14 protein-coding genes and 2 pseudogenes are annotated in these 20,051 nt (G+C 65.4%); 9 read left to right on the plus strand and 7 right to left on the minus strand.

The annotated features are described in order from the left end of the window. Positions 1-295: 295 nt before the first annotated feature. Positions 296-1,255, minus strand: a complete 960-nt coding sequence (locus OG225_RS26470; RefSeq protein WP_405177744.1) for a pentapeptide repeat-containing protein — start codon at positions 1,253-1,255, stop codon at positions 296-298. Between the two features lie 569 nt (positions 1,256-1,824). Between OG225_RS26470 and OG225_RS26475 the strand changes: the two genes are divergently transcribed. Further along, on the plus strand, positions 1,825-2,415 hold the full coding sequence (locus tag OG225_RS26475) for a hypothetical protein (protein WP_405177745.1): 591 nt from the start codon (positions 1,825-1,827) through the stop codon (positions 2,413-2,415). 6 nt (positions 2,416-2,421) lie between these two features. Then, complete coding sequence (locus OG225_RS26480; RefSeq protein ID WP_405177746.1) at positions 2,422-4,803, plus strand: VWD domain-containing protein; 2,382 nt, start codon at positions 2,422-2,424, stop codon at positions 4,801-4,803. Between the two features lie 119 nt (positions 4,804-4,922). Here the strand turns inward: OG225_RS26480 and OG225_RS26485 are convergent, their stop codons facing one another. Both OG225_RS26485 and OG225_RS26490 read right to left on the minus strand, forming a co-directional pair. Then, complete coding sequence (locus tag OG225_RS26485) at positions 4,923-5,120, minus strand: hypothetical protein (protein ID WP_405177747.1); 198 nt, start codon at positions 5,118-5,120, stop codon at positions 4,923-4,925. A 191-nt stretch (positions 5,121-5,311) separates the two neighbouring features. Further along, positions 5,312-5,581, minus strand: coding sequence for a hypothetical protein (locus OG225_RS26490; protein WP_405177748.1), 270 nt, complete (start codon positions 5,579-5,581; stop codon positions 5,312-5,314). 440 nt (positions 5,582-6,021) lie between these two features. On the opposite strand from OG225_RS26490, the gene OG225_RS26495 reads away from it, so the two are divergent. Genes OG225_RS26495 through OG225_RS26515 form a run of 5 tightly spaced genes read left to right on the plus strand, consistent with a single transcriptional unit; the run spans position 6,022 to position 13,641 of the window. Continuing rightward, entirely contained in the window at positions 6,022-6,609 is a 588-nt protein-coding gene (locus OG225_RS26495) for a TetR/AcrR family transcriptional regulator (RefSeq protein ID WP_405177749.1), read from the plus strand. Between the two features lie 25 nt (positions 6,610-6,634). Next, entirely contained in the window at positions 6,635-7,573 is a 939-nt protein-coding gene (locus OG225_RS26500) for an NAD(P)-dependent oxidoreductase (RefSeq protein WP_405177750.1), read from the plus strand. Positions 7,574-7,575: 2 nt separating this feature from the next. Then, positions 7,576-8,325 carry an arylmalonate decarboxylase gene (locus OG225_RS26505; protein ID WP_405177751.1) on the plus strand — a complete coding sequence of 250 codons (750 nt, stop codon included), beginning with the start codon at positions 7,576-7,578 and terminating at the stop codon, positions 8,323-8,325. A gap of 31 nt (positions 8,326-8,356) precedes the next feature. After that, entirely contained in the window at positions 8,357-12,391 is a 4,035-nt protein-coding gene (locus OG225_RS26510) for an amino acid adenylation domain-containing protein (protein ID WP_405177752.1), read from the plus strand. A gap of 23 nt (positions 12,392-12,414) precedes the next feature. Next, positions 12,415-13,641 carry an MFS transporter gene (locus OG225_RS26515; RefSeq protein WP_405177753.1) on the plus strand — a complete coding sequence of 409 codons (1,227 nt, stop codon included), beginning with the start codon at positions 12,415-12,417 and terminating at the stop codon, positions 13,639-13,641. A 363-nt stretch (positions 13,642-14,004) separates the two neighbouring features. On the opposite strand, the gene OG225_RS26520 is transcribed toward OG225_RS26515, so the two are convergent. Further along, complete coding sequence (locus tag OG225_RS26520; protein ID WP_405177754.1) at positions 14,005-14,733, minus strand: NAD(P)-dependent oxidoreductase; 729 nt, start codon at positions 14,731-14,733, stop codon at positions 14,005-14,007. Between the two features lie 110 nt (positions 14,734-14,843). Between OG225_RS26520 and OG225_RS26525 the strand changes: the two genes are divergently transcribed. Continuing rightward, positions 14,844-15,536, plus strand: coding sequence for a TetR/AcrR family transcriptional regulator (locus OG225_RS26525; protein WP_405177755.1), 693 nt, complete (start codon positions 14,844-14,846; stop codon positions 15,534-15,536). Between the two features lie 96 nt (positions 15,537-15,632). On the opposite strand, the pseudogene OG225_RS26530 reads toward OG225_RS26525, so the two are convergent. The 3 genes and pseudogenes from OG225_RS26530 to OG225_RS26540 form a co-directional block, all read right to left on the minus strand. Further along, positions 15,633-16,940: pseudogene (locus tag OG225_RS26530) on the minus strand (ISL3 family transposase); the annotation flags it as partial. Between the two features lie 128 nt (positions 16,941-17,068). Next, a pseudogene (locus OG225_RS26535) lies at positions 17,069-18,415 on the minus strand (ISL3 family transposase); the annotation flags it as partial. 309 nt (positions 18,416-18,724) lie between these two features. Further along, on the minus strand, positions 18,725-19,006 hold the full coding sequence (locus OG225_RS26540; RefSeq protein ID WP_405177756.1) for a hypothetical protein: 282 nt from the start codon (positions 19,004-19,006) through the stop codon (positions 18,725-18,727). A gap of 290 nt (positions 19,007-19,296) precedes the next feature. Between OG225_RS26540 and OG225_RS26545 the strand changes: the two genes are divergently transcribed. Then, positions 19,297-19,917 (plus strand): hypothetical protein, encoded by a 621-nt coding sequence (locus OG225_RS26545; RefSeq protein WP_405177757.1) that lies wholly within the window; start codon positions 19,297-19,299, stop codon positions 19,915-19,917. Positions 19,918-20,051: the final 134 nt, after the last annotated feature.

The following is a 20,051-nucleotide window of genomic DNA, read 5'->3' on the forward strand; positions in this document are numbered from 1 at the left end:
TCCGCGTTTCGCGTTCCACCCCAACATCTTTCAGCACCGCCGCAGCAACCGATCCGTCAGACCACTACTCGGAAACGTTCAATGATGGCAGAACGCGCCTAGGACGGCGACCTGGTTCCGTCGGATCGACTGCACCGGAGCCCCAAACATTGGCCACCACAAGAAACTTGAGTACCCCCGCGGGACACCGACATCATCATTCGCGGCCATCACCACCGCACACACCCTGCTCTGGCCCACCCCCGGCACACGATGCCACGTCCTCTGACCGTCAAAGGAATCGGACACTGTGGCCTCAGCGGGGCGGCGGCGGGAAGTTCGGTGGCCAGAGGGTGGTGTCGTCGTAGCGCAGCGGCACTCCTGTGGTGCTGATGGTCACGACGGCGGTCAGGTCGGTCGATCGCAGATCGGTTCCCCGCAGATCGGCGCCTGCGATATCGGCCAGTTTCAGCGTCGCGTCACTCAGGCGCGCACCCCGTAGATCGGCCTCTCTCAGCACTGCGCCCTCGAAGTCCGCGTCGAACAGATTCGCCTCCGACAGCACCGCGCGCAGCAGTACGGTGTCGTGTGCGCGTGCCCCGATCAGTGAGGCGCCGGTCAGATCGGCGTTCATGACGAACGAGTCGGACAGGTCGGCCTCGTAGAGGTTGGCCTGGGCCAGGTTCGCGCCGGTGAGTTGGACGTGGGTCAGGTCCGCCTTGGCCAGGTCGGCGCCGGTCAAACAGGTGTTACGCAGGTCGATTCCGTAGGGCAGGTCGTGGCCGGATTTCCGACGCCCGATGACGGTCAGGACGGCTTGGATGTCGGTGGGTGGCGGGGTGGCTCGGAAGGTGCGTGGGTCGGGTTCTGAGCGGGGACAGCGAGTCAGGTCGGTGTGGGTGCGTACGTAGGCCGACAGGATCGCGAAGACCGGTTCGTGATCGGTTGGGGAGTCCTTGGCGAGGCGTTCGAGTAGATAGATCCCGGCCAGGCGGGTATCGATCGATTCCGAGGACAACTGCTCCACGGCTTTCTGTAGCCGGTCGGTGACCGCGATCTGATGTTGCAGACCGAGTTGGCCGTTGGTGGCACGCAGGGTCTGTCCGGTGAACCACAACGCGCCGAACGCCGCGACCGCTGTGGCCAGCGCGGTCACCGTCGTCCACCCGGACCAGCCGAAGAACGCGGCGACCGCCCGCGCCCCACGCCCCCGCACCGCCGCAGGCTGGGCACCTTCGGTGTCGGCCCGGGCCGGGGAATCCTGCCCCTCCGGCACAGCCCGCTCCTTCCATCACCGGACAGTATCCCCGACAACGCAATTCACCGGAAGTGTCGCCCTCTGCATCGCCGCTCGTACCGAACTCCTCGACCGATCAATCCGACAACCATCGAAATGTTTCGGGCTCCTGATCACTCGTGCTGCGCGGGGGCGTGGCTCATTACGGGCCTGCCTCGCAGGTTCTCCCCGACATTGGCCTGGACCGTTCCCGTCCTCGACGGAGCGATCGCGGCTATCTGGGTGGCCGAATCGACCGAGAACGAAGTCGCGGTCGATCCGAACCGCACCGTGCCCGGGGTGGTGAAGCACAGGGGGTTGACGTAGGCGATGACACCGAGGCATCAGCCGTCCATCTCTGTCGCGGAACCTGGAACCCCGTAGGCGGAATCGGAAGTGCTCGCGCATACACACGATCACGATGACACCAGTCGTTCGCCTTCGCCCACTCGTCGAGTTCGCGCACGTGGCACGGTTGGCCGCACGGGGTGCCGTGACGCGATCGTCTGTCGGTGGTTGTTCGGAGGGATTGAGCACCGCTGACGCCCGCCTGATCGTATGGTTCTTCCATGGGTGTTTCGACCCGCTTCGCCACCATCGCTCTCGTCACCGCAATGCTCGGGGCCACCGGCTGTGGCGGATCGGCCACCGACGGCGGTGGCGGGGAAACCGGCGGCCTCGGACTGCGGATCGCCATGTCGGCGAGCAGCTATCGCTCGGCCGAACCGATCGAGCTCGGCATAACGGTCACCAACACCACCTCGGAGAGCTGCCGGCTCGGCCGAACACCCGAGGGCACGCTGAGTTTCACCTCGATGACCCGCGACGACCTACCCGTCGCCGCTGTTGTCGGCCAAGCCCTCTTCACCACGAACTTTTCGGTCGCCCTGGCACAGGACCTCGTCGCGGTCGAGCCCGGTCGATCGGTGGAGATGACGCTGCGGGGTGACCGCGATACCGACGGCGGCCCGCAGGCGCTGGTCACCTTCACCGTCGACGGGCGCGGCGGCGCGACGACCAGCGCCTGGCCCGTCGACGTACCCGGCCGCTACCGACTCACCGCCACGTACCTGCGCCCGCCCCTGCCGGGCATACCTGCCGACGCCTGCCTGACGTCGACGGGTTCGGCATCGGCCGAATTCACCGTCGAGAAGGAATGAATGCCGATGCCACGCTGGACGATTGCTTCGATCGTCGCCGTGATCGTCGCCGCGCTGATCGCAGCGGCACCGCCCGCATCCGCGACGATCACCGTGGATTCCGGCCTCCAGAGCCTCTACAACGGCTGCGTCGACAAAATCCGCAGCGCCGGGCCGGGAGCTGACCCCGGACTGGGCGCCATCATCGACGACCTTCAACGCTCCGGCACGAGAGTCCTCGTCCGGGCGCCGTTCATCGAACGATTCGGCAGCTTCACCGACCTCCATCCCTGGCGCCCGGGCCGCGATGTCGAGATCAATTGGGTGCCAGGCAAACACGGCGAGCTCTACCCCGGCGAGAACGTGCGCAGAGATCGGTGCGCGGAACTGATCCACGAAATGGCGCACGCGAAGGACGCCGCCGACAAAATCGATCGCGGTACCCGATGCCGGGTCCGCAACACCTCCTACGGCGCTTCACCCGATGAGGTGCACGCCGTGGGCGTGGAGAACGACTACCGCCGGGCTACCGGTCTGCCCCAACGCACCAGCTATTCCGGCAACTCCATACCACCCGATGGGCAGGAGTGCGACCTGCCCAAGGGACCCCCTCCGGGTGGCGGCGGCTGCAGTGCCACAGGTGTCGGAGTCCCCGGGTTGGTGGCGACCAGACCCGGCGCTGCCTGCAGTACCAGCAACGGCGACCCGCACCTGTGGACCTTCGACGGGACACCCTACGACTTCCAGGCCGTAGGCGAGTTCGTGCTGGCCTCCTCGACGCCGGGCGATCTCGAGGTCCAGGTGCGGCAGACAGCGTTCCCCGGCAGCTCGGTGGTGTCGGTCAACACCGCGGCCGCGATGAACGTCGCCGGCGACACCGTCGGGATCTACCTCACCGCCGACGGCATGACGCTGCGGATCAACGGGACACAAACCCCAGTGACCGAGAAGCAGATCGCGCTGGGACGCGGTGGGGCGGTCGCTGGACGCGGCGACGGCGTGACCGTCCGCTGGCCCGACGGCTCGACCTTCGACGCCGACCCCATCGGACCGTGGGGCCTGCGCCTAGCGGTGGGCGCCCTGCCCGAGCGCCGCACCACGATGACCGGACTCCTCGGCGACTACAACGGCGACCCGAAAGACGATCTCGCCGTTCGTGGCGGCAGAACGCTGCAGACGCCGCCGCCGTTCGAGGCCCTCTACCCCGAATTCGCTGACAGCTGGCGGGTGGAGCAGAGTCGTTCGCTGTTCGACTACGGCCCCGGTGAGGACACGGCCACGTTCACCGACCGGCACAAGCCCACCCGGGCGATCGACGCGACCGGGCTGCCCAACCGGGCCACCGCCGAATTGATCTGCCGCCGATCAGGAATCACCGACCCCCGAATCTTGGCGAACTGCATCCTCGACGTCGCCCTCACCGGCCAGCCCGCCTTCGCCGAAGACGCCGCGCAATCACAAGCGGCACTGACCATCGACGGCGATCTGCTCCTGGAGGTCCGCACCCCCGCAACAGCCGCGGAGGTCACCGTGCCCGGCATCGCGGGACAGCGCTTGTTCGTCCGGATCACCGGATCCGACCTGCCCGATCAATGCGCGGTCGTGACACTGCTGGATCCGCAGCGCCAACCGCTCGGCTCAGGCTGCGTCATCACGGGCAGCGGCTTCATCGACACGGTCACGCTACCCGTGACCGGGCAGTACACACTCCGCCTCGCGCCCGCCGAAAACGCCACCGGACGAGCGACATTGCGCATCAACACCGCGACCGACCACACCGCGGCCATCACCATCGACGGGACCGCGGACACCGCGACGGTCGGGCAGCCCGGCGCGGTCAGTACGCTCGGCTTCGACGCCGTGGCCGGGCAGAAGATCTTCATCGAAGCCACCGAGGCGACCCTGCCCGACGAATGCAACGTGCTGTCGCTACGCGACCCGGACGGACAGTTCCTCGCCGGTGGTTGTGTCATCGGCGGCAAGGGATACGTCGACGGCACCGTGCTCCCCCGAGCAGGCCGGTACACGGTGCTCGTCGACCCCCACGGTGACACATCCGGACAGACCCGGATCCGCGTGCACGCTGCCACCGATCAGCAACTCACGGCCACCGTCGGTGGTTCCGGTGTCGCCGTCGTGGTCGACCGGCCCGGAGCGGTGAGCCGCCTGAGCTTCGACGCCACCGCCGGACAACGACTGACCATCGAATCAACCGATTCGACCTTCCCCGACCAGTGCAACCTGCTGACACTGCGCGATCCACGCGACCAATTCATCGGTGCCGCCTGCAGCATCGACGGCACCATCACATTCGAAACAGCCGCGTTACCGAACAGCGGACGGTACACACTCTTGGTAGACCCCGCCGCCACCGACACCGGAACAGCGACCCTCCGCATACGCAACTAGCACTCCGCACCATCAACGTCCACCGCGTGTGGTCGGGTCCGCTTGTCGGAGCAATCGGACGTCATCTACGCCATACTGGTGCTAAGTCAGCGGATGATGACCGGAACCGATGAGGGCGGTCAGTTCGGTCGGGGACCAGCGGGAAATCGGTCCTGCAGGCGGGAGATGAATCGCTGGACCGTGCGTAGTTCGTATTCGAGTTCTCGGGCGGTGAAGCTGTCGCGGGGCGCACGTGCGAGGTCGCGTTTCAGCTTGTACGCCTGAGCTTTCAGCAGGTCGAGGAAGACCTGGGCTTGAGCGTGGTCGGCAGGGTCCATTTCTCGGCCGATCTGTTGTCCGCTTGTGTCCGATGCGCCCTGGTACCCAGGCAGTGGTCCGCCGCCGGGGTGCACGGGACACTACCCGACCGCGCCGCTTCTCACGACAAACTCGACGATCGGGTGGCCGTTGAGCTGCCTTGGCTCTGCGTCGGCGATGGGTCGAGGCCAGTGGATGGTCGAAATGAACGTCAGGATGCCGTCACACGCGTCACCGGCTGGTCTTCGCGAAAGATGAACCGGTCGGAGGTCGCTTGATTCCCGACCACACCGAAGTCGGCGAAGGGATCGACCAGCGGGCCGATGAAGGCGTAGACCATCCACGGTTCGGGGGCATGGTCTTCTCGCGGCTGGGTGTCGTAACCGAGGTCTTCCACCCTCCGCCACGTGTTCGACCCGCCGGGGTCCTGGATCGTGTCTCCGACGCGTATGTCGGCTGCCGCTACCGATTCGCTCTGCATCCCGGCAGTCTGGCACGAACCTTCCGTCTCACAGTGGATGCACCACCTGAGGTGAGGCCCGGTCGAGGAAGGCCGGACCGAGCCGAGGTCCCGTGACGGGTGCGCCGATCTAGACCCGACGTCGTGTTCCGGTTCCGGATGTGTCTGCGATCGTGCAGTCGCATCCAACTCGATTGATCCGCAACAACTCTGATGGATCGCGGTGTCGACGAGTCGGATATGCCTGGTGAGGTCCATCACTTCCGGCGTCAGCCGGGCTGATCAAACCGTTCCTGCCGGGAGCAGGGTCCTTTCTTCCATGGTTGCTACGCGTCCATTCCGTCGGTGTAACGAATTTGTTTCGCGTTCATCTGCGTGGACATCGTGTTGTTGCCGAGGCGAGGTCGTGACGATAGCGTTGAAGCATATCGGGAATGATCGGTACAGAAAGGGTGTGCGTGATGCGAACAGCGGAGTTCGATCGCGATCGTGTTCTGGACGTCGCGATGGAGGTGTTCTGGGAGAAGGGGTACAACGATGCCTCGATCCAGGACTTGAGTCAGGCCACCGGATTGCAACGCAGCAGCCTGTACAACACGTTCTCGAGTAAGCGGGAGTTGTACCTGGCCACGCTGCGCCGCTATCACTCGCGGTGCACCGAGCAGTACGCAGTACTCGCCAGCGCATCCGACCCCCTCGCCGCCGTTCGCGATCTGGTCGAGTCGGTGATCGTCGACGAACTCGGCGACAGGCGCGGACTCGGATGCATGGTAGCGAACGCCGCCCTCGAATTCGGGGGCCGCGATCGCGAGGTCAACGCACTCACCGCCTACAACCTGACGACCATGGCGGAGGCGATTCGCTCCGCGATCCACCGAGCCCAGCGACTCGGCCACGTGCCCGACACCCTCGACCCGGTCGCGACCGCACAAGCGATCGTCGTCACGATCCAGGGTCTTCGCGTCGCGGCGAAAGGCGTCGCCGGCGCCGATCGCGAGCAATGGCTGCGAACGGCTGCACAGGCGTGCCTGGTCCCACTGACCCGATAGCTCCTGTCCGCGCTTCATCGACGAGGTGCCGACTGTCATCCAACTGTACCGACTAGTCCAAAAAGGAAGGGTTCGGAACATGAGTACTGACATCGACAAGACCACCGTCGCCGTGCTGGGAACAGGCATCATCGGCGCTCCTATCGCCCGCAATCTGCGCCGAGCGGGATATCCGGTCACCGCGTGGAACCGCACCCGCGCCAAGGCGGAGCCGCTCACCAAAGACGATGTGCAGGTGGTGGATCGCGTCACCGAGGCCGTCGAGGACGCACAGATTGTCATCACAGTCGTCAAGGACGCGACGGCCGTACTCGACATTCTCACCGAGGCAGGCCAGGCGCTCGCCGCCGGCACCGTACTGATTCAGATCAGCACCGTCGGTGTCGCGGGCATCGCCGCGATCGCCGAGGCCGCTGCTTCACGTTTCGTGGAGCTCGTCGACGCACCCGTGCAAGGCACCAAGGGCCCCGCCGAGAACGGTCAGCTGGTCGTTCTCGCCTCCGGCTCACCCGCCGTGCGTGAACGTGTCACGCCGATCTTCGACGTGATCGGGAAGTCGACGATCTGGGTATCGGAGAACCCCGGTGACGCAAGCAAATTGAAGCTCGTCGTCAACACCCTCATCTCGGCGATCACCCACGGTGTCGCGGAGTCGGTTCGACTTGCCGAAGCCCTGGGAATCGATCCTGCGCAGTTCCAGGACGCCGTTGCGGGCGGCCCACTGGAGTCGGCGTTCGGGACGATCAAGACCAAGGCCATCATCGCGGGTGATTTCGCACCGAGTTTCACCGTCGACAACGCCGTCAAGGATGCGCAACTGATCGCCGATGCCGCCCGGGCAGCCGGTCTGTGGCTGCCGCAGGCCGAGGCCGGCCTGGAGCGCTATCGTACGGCGGCACGGTCGGGCCACGCCGAACAGGACATGGCCGCAAGCTATTTCGCCGACCGACCCGCTACGGACTGATCATGGTCGACAGCCTCGGCTACCGCGCGAAGATCGGCTACATAGTCCCTTCCACCAACACCACCGCTCAACCCGAAATCGATGATCTGCGCCGGGCCGGGGTGACCAACCACCTCTCGCGCATGACGATCCGCAACACGAAGATGGTCGAACGCCCCGGCTTCGACCAAGTGCTCGACGACATCCGCGCCTCGGCGAGCCCGGCGATCGAATCCCTGTGCACCGCCGACCCCGACATCATCGCGGTGGGTGTCTCGCCGGAAGGGTTCTGGAGCGGTGCCGAGAATCAGGACAGGGTCGTCGCCGCGTTCGAGCGGGACGCGGCGGGCCGTCCAGTAGTTACCAGCGCGGATGCCATCACCGCCGCGCTGGACGGGTTCGGTGGGCTGACCCGGATCGCCGTGATCACCCCGTATCTGAAGATCGGGGACAACACCGTACGCAGGTTCTTCGACGACCGCGGATACGACCTCGTCGCGATCGAAGGCCTCGGAGCGGAAACACCCGCGTCCATCGCACATATCGACCACGACCGCCTGCGTGCAGCAGTGCGAGCCGTGGACACTGCCGATGTCCAAGCGGTCATCCAAGTCGGTACCAATGTGGCGATGGCCCGATTCGCCGCGTCGGCCGAACCTTTCCTCGGCAAACCGGTGTTGTCCAACAACGCCGTGCTCTACTGGCACGCTCTGCGCACCATCGGAATCAAGGACCAATTCACCGGCCACGGCCGATTATTCAAATTCCTTTGAGTACCTGAGAATCCCGGGGGATAGACCCGTCATGAACACTGCGCACACCACCCTCTCCACTTTATGTGAACGATTCCTGTTTCACCTTCGAGCCGATCCCGGCGCCGCCGCGGTCATCTCACCCGATGGCGCGATCTCCTTCCAGACGCTGAGCCGCATGATCGCCGCCACCCAGCGTGCGGTCACAACAGCACGACCACGCACCGTCGGCCTCTACTCCGCACCGTCACCGTCGCTGGTTGCCGCGGCATGGTCGGCCTTGTTCAGCGGAATCGCCTACGTTCCCCTGGCGCCCAACTACCCCGACGAACGCATTCGCTACATGATCGCCGACGGCGGAATCGACCTGATCCTGGTGCAACCGCAACGGCGCGAGGACCTGGAAGCGATAGTCGCCGACCTCGACGTCACGATCATCGAGATCCGGACCGAGCACGTCGATGATATCCCCGCGATCTCGGCAACGGCGGATTGTCTGGCCTATGTGCTGTACACCTCCGGGTCGACCGGCACACCCAAGGGTGTCGAGATCGCGCATTCCGCTCTCACCCACCAACTCCGGTGGATCGAGAACGAACTCGGCCTCGGTCCCGGCACTCGGATCGTGCACAAGACCCCGATCAGCTTCGACGCCTCGCAATGGGAACTACTAGCCAACGGCACCGGTGCCACGGTGGTCGTGGGTGACCCCGACGCCTACCGCGATCCAGACGCTCTCATCGACACCGTCATCGAACACCGGGTCACCCACCTGCAGGTCGTCCCGACACTGCTCCAAGCACTCTGCGAGGATCCGAAGTTCGTCGCGTGCACCTGCATCCGCGTCCTCGCCAGCGGTGGGGAGGCACTGCCTGCACGCCTGGCGACACAGGCCGCGAGCATACTGCCCGCGGCGTCGGTGGTGAATCTCTACGGACCCACCGAGACCACCATCAACGCGGCCCGCCACCGCTTGGATTCGTCCGCACCGGGGTCGGGAACCGTGGCCATCGGCATTCCCGTCGATGGTCTGGCCTTCCACCTGCTCGATGATCGCGGTGATCTCATCGACTCCTCGAGCACGGGCGAACTCGCGATATCGGGACCCCAACTCGCCAACGGCTACCGCAATCGGCCCGAGGAGACCGCCCGCCGCTTCATCACCCGCACTGTCGAGGGCGCCGAGACCAGGCTCTACCGCACCGGTGACGTCGTCGAACTCGTCGACGGCGCCTATCACTTTCGCGGCAGGACGGATTCTCAGGTCAAGATCCGCGGACACCGCATCGAACTCGACGAGGTACGCAGCGCACTCGAGAACCACGAATGGGTCCGCCACGCCGGAGTTTTCACCGTCGACCGCGACGACAACGCCGGATCACAGCTGACCGCCTATGTCGAACTCAATCCCCACGAAGCGGCCCTCATGGACCAGGGAGAACACGCCGCCCACCATCAATCCAAAGCCACCCGCGTCCAGGTTCGCGCCCAAATCGCCGGGCTCGGCGTACGCGAGGATCACAGCGCACCGGGAATCGAACTTCCCGTCGCTCCGGAGGCCGACCTGCTGCTGCACCAACTCGCATTCGGGCGCAAGACCTACCGAACCTTCCACTCCACGACCGCCGACATCGACCTGCTCACCCGACTCGCGGAAACGGTGAGCAGCCCGAATGAGTTCTCCGCCAGGTACGTCGGCGAATGGAGCTTCGAGTCGTTGGCTTTCGTCCTTAGGTCGCTGGTCCAGTACCGCAGCGAATCACGACTCCTACCCAAGTACGCCTATGCCTCACCGGGCGCGCTCTACGGCGTCCAGGTCTATGCCCGGATAGCCGGTGTACCCGCCCTGCCCGACGGCGTCCACTACCTCAACCCTGTGACGGCCAACCTGCACTTGGTTCATCCGACATCCGCACGGGGACCCCGACCGACCGTCGAACTGATTCTCGTAGGTCAGCGCTCGGTCATCACCTCGGTCTACCGAACCAACATCGATGAAGTGCTCGCCTTCGAAGCCGGCCACCTCCTCGGGCTGCTGGACGCGACCGCACCCGCGAGCGGCTACCGCCTCGGCCGCCGCCGCGAACAGGTCGAGGCGGACCCGGCCCTGATCGGGAACGACACCAGCGACCGGTTCGTACTCGGGTCGTGGCCGCTCATCCCCGGTGCGCAGGACGACCCGGACCCGCTCCGCGACGTCCGGTGGCGCGTCGAGTTGTTCACCGGGGGATCCGACCGCCGCGGCGTCTACGAGTCGCACGAGCATCACCTCGAACGGGTCAGCGGCAGCACACTCATCCGACGCAAGGACGTCATCGCGATCAACCAGCGCGTATACGACCAGGCATCGTTCGGACTCGTCCTCACCTCGACAGGGACGCCGCAGTCCTACATCGACTTGGGCCGTGCGCTGCAACGAGCGCAGATGAACGACCTGAACATCGGCCTGATGTCGTCGGGCTACAGCTCCTCGAGCGGTCACGACCTCGCGACAGCCCGGCGAATCCACGCCTTCACCGGAGAGCGTGGCGAATCGTCCTACTTCGCGCTCGGCGGCCCGGTCACCGACGACCAAATCGCCCACACCGGGATGGACGAGGACATCCTCCACACCCAGGGGCCCGCCGAGATCATCACCATCGACATCGCCGCCATGCTGCCGCACTACATGCTGCCCGACGTCATCCGCATCACCGACAGCCTCCCCCGCAGCCCCAACGGAAAGATCGACACCCGAGCCCTGCACGCGACCGAAACCGCGCGACAAGCCGAGAGACCGATCGAGAACTATGTGGCACCCGCCTCGCTCCTCGAACATCAGCTCGCCCAAATATGGGGCGAGACACTCGAACACGACGAGCGGGTCTCGACAACCACGACCTTCTTCGCACTCGGCGGGAACTCCATCACGGCGGTCCGGCTCGTCAAGACAATCAGGTCACGCCTCGGCGTAGCTCTGGCGGTCCAGTCGATCTTCGAGCACGACACCATCGTCAAACAGGCTCGAGCGCTCGCCGCAGGCGGCGCCACCGACCTGTCCCGAGCCGTGCCGCTGGCCGGTACCGGCCCCAATCCTGTCTTCATCTGGCCGGGCCTGGGCGGATATCCGATGAACCTGCGCGGCCTCGCGGAATCCATCACCAGCCCCTCGGGCCGCATCTACGGCATGCAGGCGTTCGGACTCAACGACGGCGAACAGGTCGACGACACTGTCACCACAATGGCCGCGCGCGACATCGCCCACCTACGACGAATCCAACCCCACGGACCGTACAACCTCATCGGATACTCCTTCGGAGCCCGCGTCGCCTTCGAAGTGGCCTATCAACTCGAAACCGCGGGCGAGACCGTGGCGCGCCTGATCCTGCTCGCACCCGGCTCGCCCACGCTCGCTATGGAACCGGCGACCCCCGACGCTCACGGCCCCTATCGCGACCCGCGGTTCACCCGAGTCCTGTACTCGGTGTTCTTCGGGCGAACCGACGGCACACACGCCGACGACGCCATAGCGGCGGCCAAGAATCGCAACTCATTCCTCGCTGCCGTGGCCGCCGAAATCGCGATCGATCGGGGACTGGCAGAGCGGATCACCGCGTTGGTCGAACGCACCTACTCGTTCGAGTACACGTTCACAGAACTCCTCGAACGGCGAATCACCGCGGCAATCACCATCATTCGCGCCAGCGGCGACGACTACTCCTTCATCGACGCAGCCGCCGACGCGATCAGACATACGCCGATCACCCTCGACGCCGACCACTACCAGATCCTGCGACCACCACATCTGGAACACACCGCCGACGCGCTCGTCGCGGCACTCACCCGCCCGACGATCACCGAACTGCCCAAGGACACCACCCGCATGCCCCACGTCGCGATCAAGCACTTTCCCGCATCCTTCACCGACGTCGAACTCACCGCGTTCGTCGAACAGCTGTCCTCACTGGTATGCGCGACGTTCGACGTGGCCGATTCGGCGGTCTCGATATCGCTGGAATCGATCCATCAGGAGAACTGGCAGGCCGATGTCTACCAGCCCGAAATCGTGCACCGCAAGCACTTCCTCGTCAAGGCACCCCAGTACTGATCCCGCGTCCGAAGGAACCACACATGTCTGATTCTCCCCCACCCCGCTCCGCATTCCCTGTCATCGGATTGCTCGCGTTCACCGTCTCGGGGTTCCTCACGATCATGACCGAGAACATGCCCTCCGGTCTCCTCCCCGAGATCAGCGCCGCACTCGGGGTCTCCGAAAGCTTCGCCGGGCAACTACTCACCCTCTACGCACTCGGATCGGTCGTCGCGGCAATCCCCGTCGTCGCCGCCACCCGCAGCCTGGACCGGCGCCCCTTACTCCTGGCCACCATCGCGACGCTGCTGGTGTTCAATTCCGTCACCGCACTCTCCGGCAACTACATCCTGACCCTGGGAGCCCGGTTCGTCGCGGGTATGGCCGCCGGTGTCATCTGGGGACTGCTCGCCGGCTACGCCCGCCGACTGGTCCCCACCGAACAACAAGGCAAAGCCATGGCCGTCGTCGGCGTCGGCCAGCCGATCGCCCTGTGTCTCGGAGTTCCGCTCGGAGCCTGGCTGGGATCCCTGCTCGATTGGCGCGGTGTGTTCTGGACCATGTCGGCGATCGCGCTGCTCCTGCTCATCTGGATCAGGCTCGCGGTGCCCAACTTCCCCGGCCAAGCCACTGAGAACCGTCGGCCGCTGCGGCAAGTACTCGCGATTCCCGGCCTCGGTGCCATCCTCGGTGTCATCTTCATCTGGATCCTCGCCCACAACATCCTCTACACCTACATCGCGCCCTTCGTCTCGGCGGTAGGGCTCGGCAGCAACCGCACCGGCCTACTGCTGCTGATCTTCGGCATCGCATCGATCGTCGGAGTGTGGCTGGTCGGCACACGAGTCGACGCCGCCCTGCGCCTGCTCACCCTGGTCAGCCTCGGCGGATTCGCTCTCGCAGCAGTCATCCTCGCCTTCGCCTCACACTCACCGATCCTCGCCTACGCCGGAACCATCGCCTGGGGCCTGACATTCGGCGGCGCACCCACCCTGTTACAGACCGCGACCGCCGACATCGGGGGCGACGAGGCAGATGTCGCCATCTCCATGCTCGTCACCGTATTCAACCTCGCAGTAGCCGGCGGCGGCCTCATCGGCGGCATCCTGCTCGTACCGCTCGGCGTCACACGATTCCCACTGGTCCTGCTCGCCCTGGCCCTCGCAGCCCTCGCCCTGGTCTGGAAAAGCCCCACAGGATTCCGCCCCGGACACCGAAACCAGCACGCGGACAGCGACCCACGCCAGACCGTGGACACTCTCACCTAGCTGCGACCTACCAGGTACGAGCCAGGTCCTCCTTTCTCGGCTACGGTGCTACCCCGCCCGAATTGACCGACACCCGTCGAAGGCATCCGACAGCCCACAGCGTCGACAGCACCACTCGAATCGACAACACAAGGGCTGGGTTCCAATCTCTGAGACGAACATGATGATGCCCGCACAGTCGTGCGGGCATCGTCATGTCCGACCAGAGTCCCGTCCGCGACCTTGGTGCGGCGAGGCCGACCTGGAGTCACGATGCGCGGCCCCGAGGGGGCGCGTCAGAGCCACCGTTCTCGAACTGATGACTTTGAGCCGCGATCAACCAGACACAGCATGCCTGACAGGCGGACATGTTGCCGGGGCCATTCACCCCCGCGTCGGCTGTGCGAGGGTGTCCGCGGCGGGACCGGCGACGATGGCGGGTGCACGACCGATGAGGGAGTCGTCGGTGAGGGCTTCGACCATGAAAAGCGCGAAGTCGACGCGGCGGGTCAGGTTCGAGGCCAGGGCCGGGTCGCCGACATGGTCGCGCCAGATCGGAAGTCCTTGGCTCGGGCCTTCTTCCAGGTCGCTGCCGCGTACCACGGTCCAGCGGGTGTCACTGGCGAAGATCAGATCACACGCGCGCACCTGGTCGTTCAGGTCGGCGACGCGAACGATCCTGGCGAGCGATCCGAACACCGCGACGAACGCGCGGAGTCTGCGGGTGTAGCGATCCTGCCCGTCGAGGGTGATGTGCCAGCCGCACGAGAACACGAGCCGAGCGTCTCGGCGGGCGTGGTCGAGTACCGCTCGCGCGGTCCCCGAGGAATAGTCGCGCATTCCCCACGGGACGAGCACGGTCAGCACGCCGTCGCAGCCCTCGACCGCGTCGGCGATCACGGCCGGGTCGTCGGTCTGGCCGGGCACGATCCTGATCCGGTCGGCGAATCGGTCGAGTTTGGCGACACTGCGTTCCCGGCAGACGCCCACGACGTCGTAGCCACGGGTGAGGGCGTGTTCGATCATGTACTGCCCGAGTTTTCCCGAGGCTCCGACGATGCAGACCCGCATCGGTCGGGTGTTTTCGCTGTGAGTGTTCCGGTCCGCTGTCATGGCTCCCACTTCTCCGATCTCCCTTACGTCATAAGGGAGCCTTACGAGATAAGCTAGACTTACAAGGTAAGGCCGTCAAGAGGCGGCGTTCGAAGGTTGCGAAGGGTGGCATGACGGAAGAATCGAACGGCGATGTCGGACACAGGATTCCACTCAGCAGGCAGCGGGTCGTGCTGACCGCGGTCGCGGTCGCCGACGAGGTGGGCGTCGAGGCATTGACCATGCGCAAGGTCGCCGATCGTCTCGGAGTCGAGGCGATGTCGCTGTACCACCACCTCAGCGGTAAGTCCGCGATGCTGGACGGCATGGTCGACGCGGTCTTCGCCGAGATCGACCTGCCCGATCCGAACGCGGGCTGGCGAGCGGGGCTGCGACAACGCGCGGAGTCGGTCCGTGCCGCGCTGCTACGGCATCCATGGGCCGTCGGCTTGGTGGAATCGCGAGCCCACCCCGGTCCCGCCACACTGCGCCACCACGATTCGGCGATCGGCGTCCTGCGCGAGGCCGGTTTCTCCATGCCCATGACCGCTCACGCGGTGTCGGTTCTCGACAGCTACATCTACGGCTTCGTCCTGCAAGAGATCAACTTGCCGTTCAACAGCTCCGGGGACATCGAAACCGTGGCCAACGACATCCGCAACGCGATGCCCGTCGACGAATACCCGCACCTGTCCGCGTTCATCACCGAACACGCACTCCAGCCCGGATACGCCTACGCCGACGAATTCACCTACGGACTCGACCTGATCCTCGACGGCCTCACCGCACGAATGACCAGGCCCCCGAACTCCGCGGGACGATAGAACACTGCCATGGTCTCCGCTCCTCTCGAACGAGCCACGTCGTTCGCTCATGATTTGGGCGAATCCGCGGACGTGCGCGACCAGCGCGGCGAGTTCGGGGCTGACTGCCAGGACCCGGTCGAGGGCCGCTTGGTGCTCGGGGGCGAGGTTGGCGGGGTTGGTCATGATCCAGCCGACAAATTTCCGGACCGCGGGTGGCTTGCTCGGCGGCGTCTGGATGTGGGCGAGGCTTCGGAAGGGCTGCAGGTAGGTGCGCACCATCCGCTCGCTGCCTCGGTAGCCGCGAGCTTTGATCTCTTCGAATAGTCGGGTCGCGTTGGTGCAGCCCTCGTTCCACCGTCGATGTAGATCGGGTATGTATGCCTCGAGCACGCTGACACGGTATCCGGTTCGGTCGTTGACCAGCAGTTCGTCGGCCGATCCGGCGCGGGCGAAACGGCGTGTGGTGCCGCGAACCAAGCCCAACTCACGGCTGATCGCGTGCAGTGTCGCGCCTTGGGCCAGCGATGCATGGACCTGGTCCCAACGTCGGCGCGTGCGTACCGCGGTGCGATCGGTTCGTTGGTCGGGCGGGACAGGCCCGTGGTGTGTCTCGGCGGCAACCTCGGCGATGTCGGGCAGGTCCGGCGGTTTCGGTTCACCGACCGCCGCGGCGAGGCCGGCGCGATGGCGGGCCACGCTGCGTTCGATCGCCTCGCCGAGGTTGTGCCAGATGTGCCATCGGTCGGCGACCTGCACTGCGTGCGGCGCTCCGGCGGCGATCCCCTCGGCGTAGGCGCCGCCACGGTCGCGGCATACGATCTCGACGCCTGGATGGGCTCGCAGCCAGGCCGCGAGGGTGGCGGCGGTCCGGTCGTCGAGGACCTCGATCGGGCGGCGGGTCACCATATCGATCAGGATCGTTCCGTAGTCGTGCCCGCGACGCAGGGCGAAGTCATCGACACCCAACACGTGCGGGACCGCGACCACAGGATCGGGAAGAGCGCGGATCTGGCGCAGCAAAGTCATCCGACTCACCGTCGCGGCCAACTGCTGGGTCAGCCGCGCTCCAGCGCGACCACCCAATGCCAACCCGACCGCGCACAACGCACGCTGCAGGATCAAAGTGCGGCGGCCATGCCTGGCGGCCAGTTGTGGCACTTGCTCAGCGAAAGTCGTTTTACCGCAGTCGGTATTGCCACAGAAGAGTCTGCGGACCCGCAACGCGATCACCACTTCCCGACCGGAGATCGAGGTATCCGACAACCGGCGTCGATACCGGCTGTGGACCCGGACCGAGGGCGTCCCGCAGCCGGAACAAGCGACCGGATCCTCGCCGGTCGCAGCCTCGATCCGCACCGTCGATCCCGCCGAACGGATCACATCGATCTGCAGACCGTCCAAATGTGGGAACAGAACCCTCATCAGACCAAGATCAGAACACCAGCGACATGATGAACCATCAACCGCCCCTGAGCATCCCGAGCCGGTTCAATCACCAAGTCTGTGCCAGATCCGAAGGGGCTCTGGCGCACTTTCGATGATTTCGTGGGTCAGTCCGCCAGGAGTACACGGGCGCGCAGGAGGTCGAATTTGGCTCGGCCGTACATCGAACGCTTGATCATTTTGATGCGGTTGACGTTGCCTTCGACTGCGCCGCTGCTCCATTCGAGGGTGAGTCCGTTGCGGACGGCGTCGTAGTCGTTGAGCAGCCCGTTGGCGAAACTGCGCAGGTGGGTGATACCGCTGTCAGTGGCGTCGGCGATCCAGGTGTCGAGGTGGCGTCCCCGCCGTTCGCGGACCATGCCGGCGAAGTCGCTGACGAGCTGGTTGACCGTGGTCAGAGTGTGGCTGCGGTGCAGGATCTGCCGCAGGTGTTGTTTCTCGTCGTCGGTGAGATCGGCGGCGGGTTTCATCATCCAGCCGGTGACCTGGCGGGGTGTCGGCGTCGGCAGCGGGGCATCGGCTGGGTGCGGTGCGGTGCGCCAGTCCTGCACCAGCCTACGGACTGCCCGCGCGCTGCCTTTGTAGCCGCGTTCGCGTAGCTCGGCGTGCAGGTGGGTGGCGTTGACGCAGCCTTGGCTCCATCGTTGGAGCAGGTAGGGGATGTGTTCATCGAGGATGCTGCCGCGTTTGCCGGTCTCGGTCAGCAACTGCTCGGCGGTGGCGGTGCGGGCGTAGCGGCGCACGGTCGTCCGGGTCAGGTGCAACGTCCGGCCGATCGCGGCGATGCCCATGCCTTGCGCGAGCAGAGCATGGATCTCTCCGTGGCGCTGGCGGGTGTTCTCCGCACGCAGTCCCGGTGGCGGGGTTTGCTCCTGCGGGGTCTGCTGATCGAGCTCGGGATGCTCATCCTGTGAAGGCTCGTCGTCGGTGATATCTTCTTGAGGCACAAGGTCTTTGCGGTGGGCGCGGACGACTTTGTCCACTGCCTTGGTCAGGTTGTGCATCAAATGCCAGCGGTCGGCGATCTGGATCGCGGCGGGAGCGCCGACGCGGGCGCCTTCGGCGTAGGGGCCGCCGCGGTCACGGCAGACTACCCGGATTTCGGGGTGGTCGCCCAGCCATGCGGCCACGGTCTCGGAAGTGCGGTCTTCGAGCAGGTCGACGGGGCGGTGGGTGTCCATGTCGATGATCACGGTGCCATAGATGTTGCCCTTGCGGATCGCGAAGTCGTCGACGCCGACGGCGGGCAACGTGCCTGCTGCTGGCAGTGGCAGAGCCCGGACCAACCGCAACAGTGTCGAGCGTGACACCTCGGCGGCGAGATGACCGGTCATCCGATGCCCGGCCCGCCCACCGAGCGCCAGTGCCACCTTGGTTAGCAGCCCCGTCAGCAGGCTGCTGCGACGCTGATACCGTCCGGTCAGACCGCTGATCTGCTCGGCGAAAATCTTGCGCGGGCAATCCGGGCTAGAGCCGGGTTAATCCGACTTCAGATATCCGAATCCTGCTTCAATCGACAGTGTGCCCCAGGAAAGCCGCTGTTCATCGCCGGTCCCATCCTTGTGGTGCCCCGCCGAGGGCACCAACCTGCGCATCATTTGCGCAGTTCAGGGCGATGTTAGCAGAGCTCAGGTAACCGGACCTCACAAGAAACCCCAGGTCACGCGTCGCAGGTCCGCGCCCTAGGTGCGCACGACACACCGACAAAACTGTCATGACACGCCGATCAACCAGATTGCCTGCTTGTCCAACACCTCCTGGATTCACCTCACGCCGTCACCGTCTCCATGATCGCGGAGCCAGACCAACAGCTCGGCAATCGCCTTGGCCTGCACCGCGGCGAGGCGCTCTCCTTCCGCACCGTCGAAATAGCGAATCTCGAACGACGCCGAGACGCCACCGCGCGCACCAGGTAGCTCGCCCAGACAACCACGACGGACATCCCGGCCTTCCGCACTTGCGGTACCAGCCAACTCCTGACTCGGCGATACCTCCAACCCCGATGCCGCCGAGTCGGCGGGATCGACCTGTTCCTCGCCAGCCATACCAACAATTGTCGGCCATCCATGCACAGAGCGCGGGCAACTATGCGAACGTTCTCGCCGACAAGTTCACACAACGCGGTCCGGCTACCCACACTTCGCGACGGCCGCCGATGACCGTCGTGAACCCGGCTCCATGCAGGTATCCGAACTCGACGCTGTGCTGAATGCCTGGAGTAGACCAGGCTTTCGACACTCGCGGCCATCCGCCGAAGGCCCTACGATCAGCGACACGGGTTGCGTGCCGCTTCGCCTGTTGCGGGCGAACCAGGGATGCGTGAGGGGAGCCCACTGTGGAGAACATCGACATCGAAGCCCTGCGGTCGGCAATCCGGAGCACCGTTGGTGACGAGGCAGATCCGGCGCTATTCGCCGCAGCAGCGATCGCTCAACGGGCGTGGCGCGACTCCGAGGTCGAGCTCGCTCACGCCGGTGACGGACTCAAACGGATCAGCGACGGCGAGATGTTCGCCGCGAACGTCGTGATGTTCCGGATCGTGCGTGATAATCTGCGCATGCCCGGCAGTGAGTGGTCAGAGCTGGCATCGGAATTGATTCGGGCAGACAGAGTGATCGCTGGCCGCACGGTCGCCGACCTCCTCGGCACCCTCCGTGAGCCTTGGACCCACACCGTCACCAGCGTGTTCGACACCTGTTCGCAGATCGAGTGCCAGCACGGACGCGACTACTTGATCGCTATGAACGCCGCGCTGGCGTTGGTCAGCGTCCGTGACACGGACTGGGGGATGCCGCGATGGCCCGCTGTGGTCGAGGCTTTTGTCAACGACCTCGACAGTGCGCCGCCAGTGAACATCGAGGATCTCCGTCGCGGGTTACTGACGGCTCCCGACACGCTTGGAGGCAAGGTTCTTCAGTGGTGCATCGACAAAGGAATCGGATTCGCCCGTACCTGAGACCCGCAGGGCTCCCACATCTTCGGCGCAGTGAACCCGGGCGCCGCAACGTTTGTTGTAGCAGGCCAGCGGATTCGGCGATCTCGGTGGCTAGGAGGGGCTTTCCTGCGTGAGTTGGTTGCGCGTGACACCGC

It is taken from the genome of Nocardia sp. NBC_01377, from assembly GCF_045040005.1.
GTDB lineage: Bacteria > Actinomycetota > Actinomycetes > Mycobacteriales > Mycobacteriaceae > Nocardia > Nocardia noduli.

What these genes read in the sequence shown, in the direction of transcription:
- OG225_RS26475 (WP_405177745.1), top strand. Translation starts at nt 1,825, where the DNA reads ATGGGTGTTTCGACCCGCTTCGCCACCATCGCTCTCGTCACCGCAATG.
- OG225_RS26480 (WP_405177746.1), top strand. Translation starts at nt 2,422, where the DNA reads ATGCCACGCTGGACGATTGCTTCGATCGTCGCCGTGATCGTCGCCGCG.
- OG225_RS26485 (WP_405177747.1), bottom strand. Translation starts at nt 5,120, where the DNA reads ATGGACCCTGCCGACCACGCTCAAGCCCAGGTCTTCCTCGACCTGCTG.
- OG225_RS26490 (WP_405177748.1), bottom strand. Translation starts at nt 5,581, where the DNA reads ATGCAGAGCGAATCGGTAGCGGCAGCCGACATACGCGTCGGAGACACG.
- OG225_RS26495 (WP_405177749.1), top strand. Translation starts at nt 6,022, where the DNA reads ATGCGAACAGCGGAGTTCGATCGCGATCGTGTTCTGGACGTCGCGATG.
- OG225_RS26505 (WP_405177751.1), top strand. Translation starts at nt 7,576, where the DNA reads ATGGTCGACAGCCTCGGCTACCGCGCGAAGATCGGCTACATAGTCCCT.
- OG225_RS26510 (WP_405177752.1), top strand. Translation starts at nt 8,357, where the DNA reads ATGAACACTGCGCACACCACCCTCTCCACTTTATGTGAACGATTCCTG.
- OG225_RS26515 (WP_405177753.1), top strand. Translation starts at nt 12,415, where the DNA reads ATGTCTGATTCTCCCCCACCCCGCTCCGCATTCCCTGTCATCGGATTG.
- OG225_RS26520 (WP_405177754.1), bottom strand. Translation starts at nt 14,733, where the DNA reads ATGACAGCGGACCGGAACACTCACAGCGAAAACACCCGACCGATGCGG.
- OG225_RS26525 (WP_405177755.1), top strand. Translation starts at nt 14,844, where the DNA reads ATGACGGAAGAATCGAACGGCGATGTCGGACACAGGATTCCACTCAGC.
- OG225_RS26540 (WP_405177756.1), bottom strand. Translation starts at nt 19,006, where the DNA reads ATGGCTGGCGAGGAACAGGTCGATCCCGCCGACTCGGCGGCATCGGGG.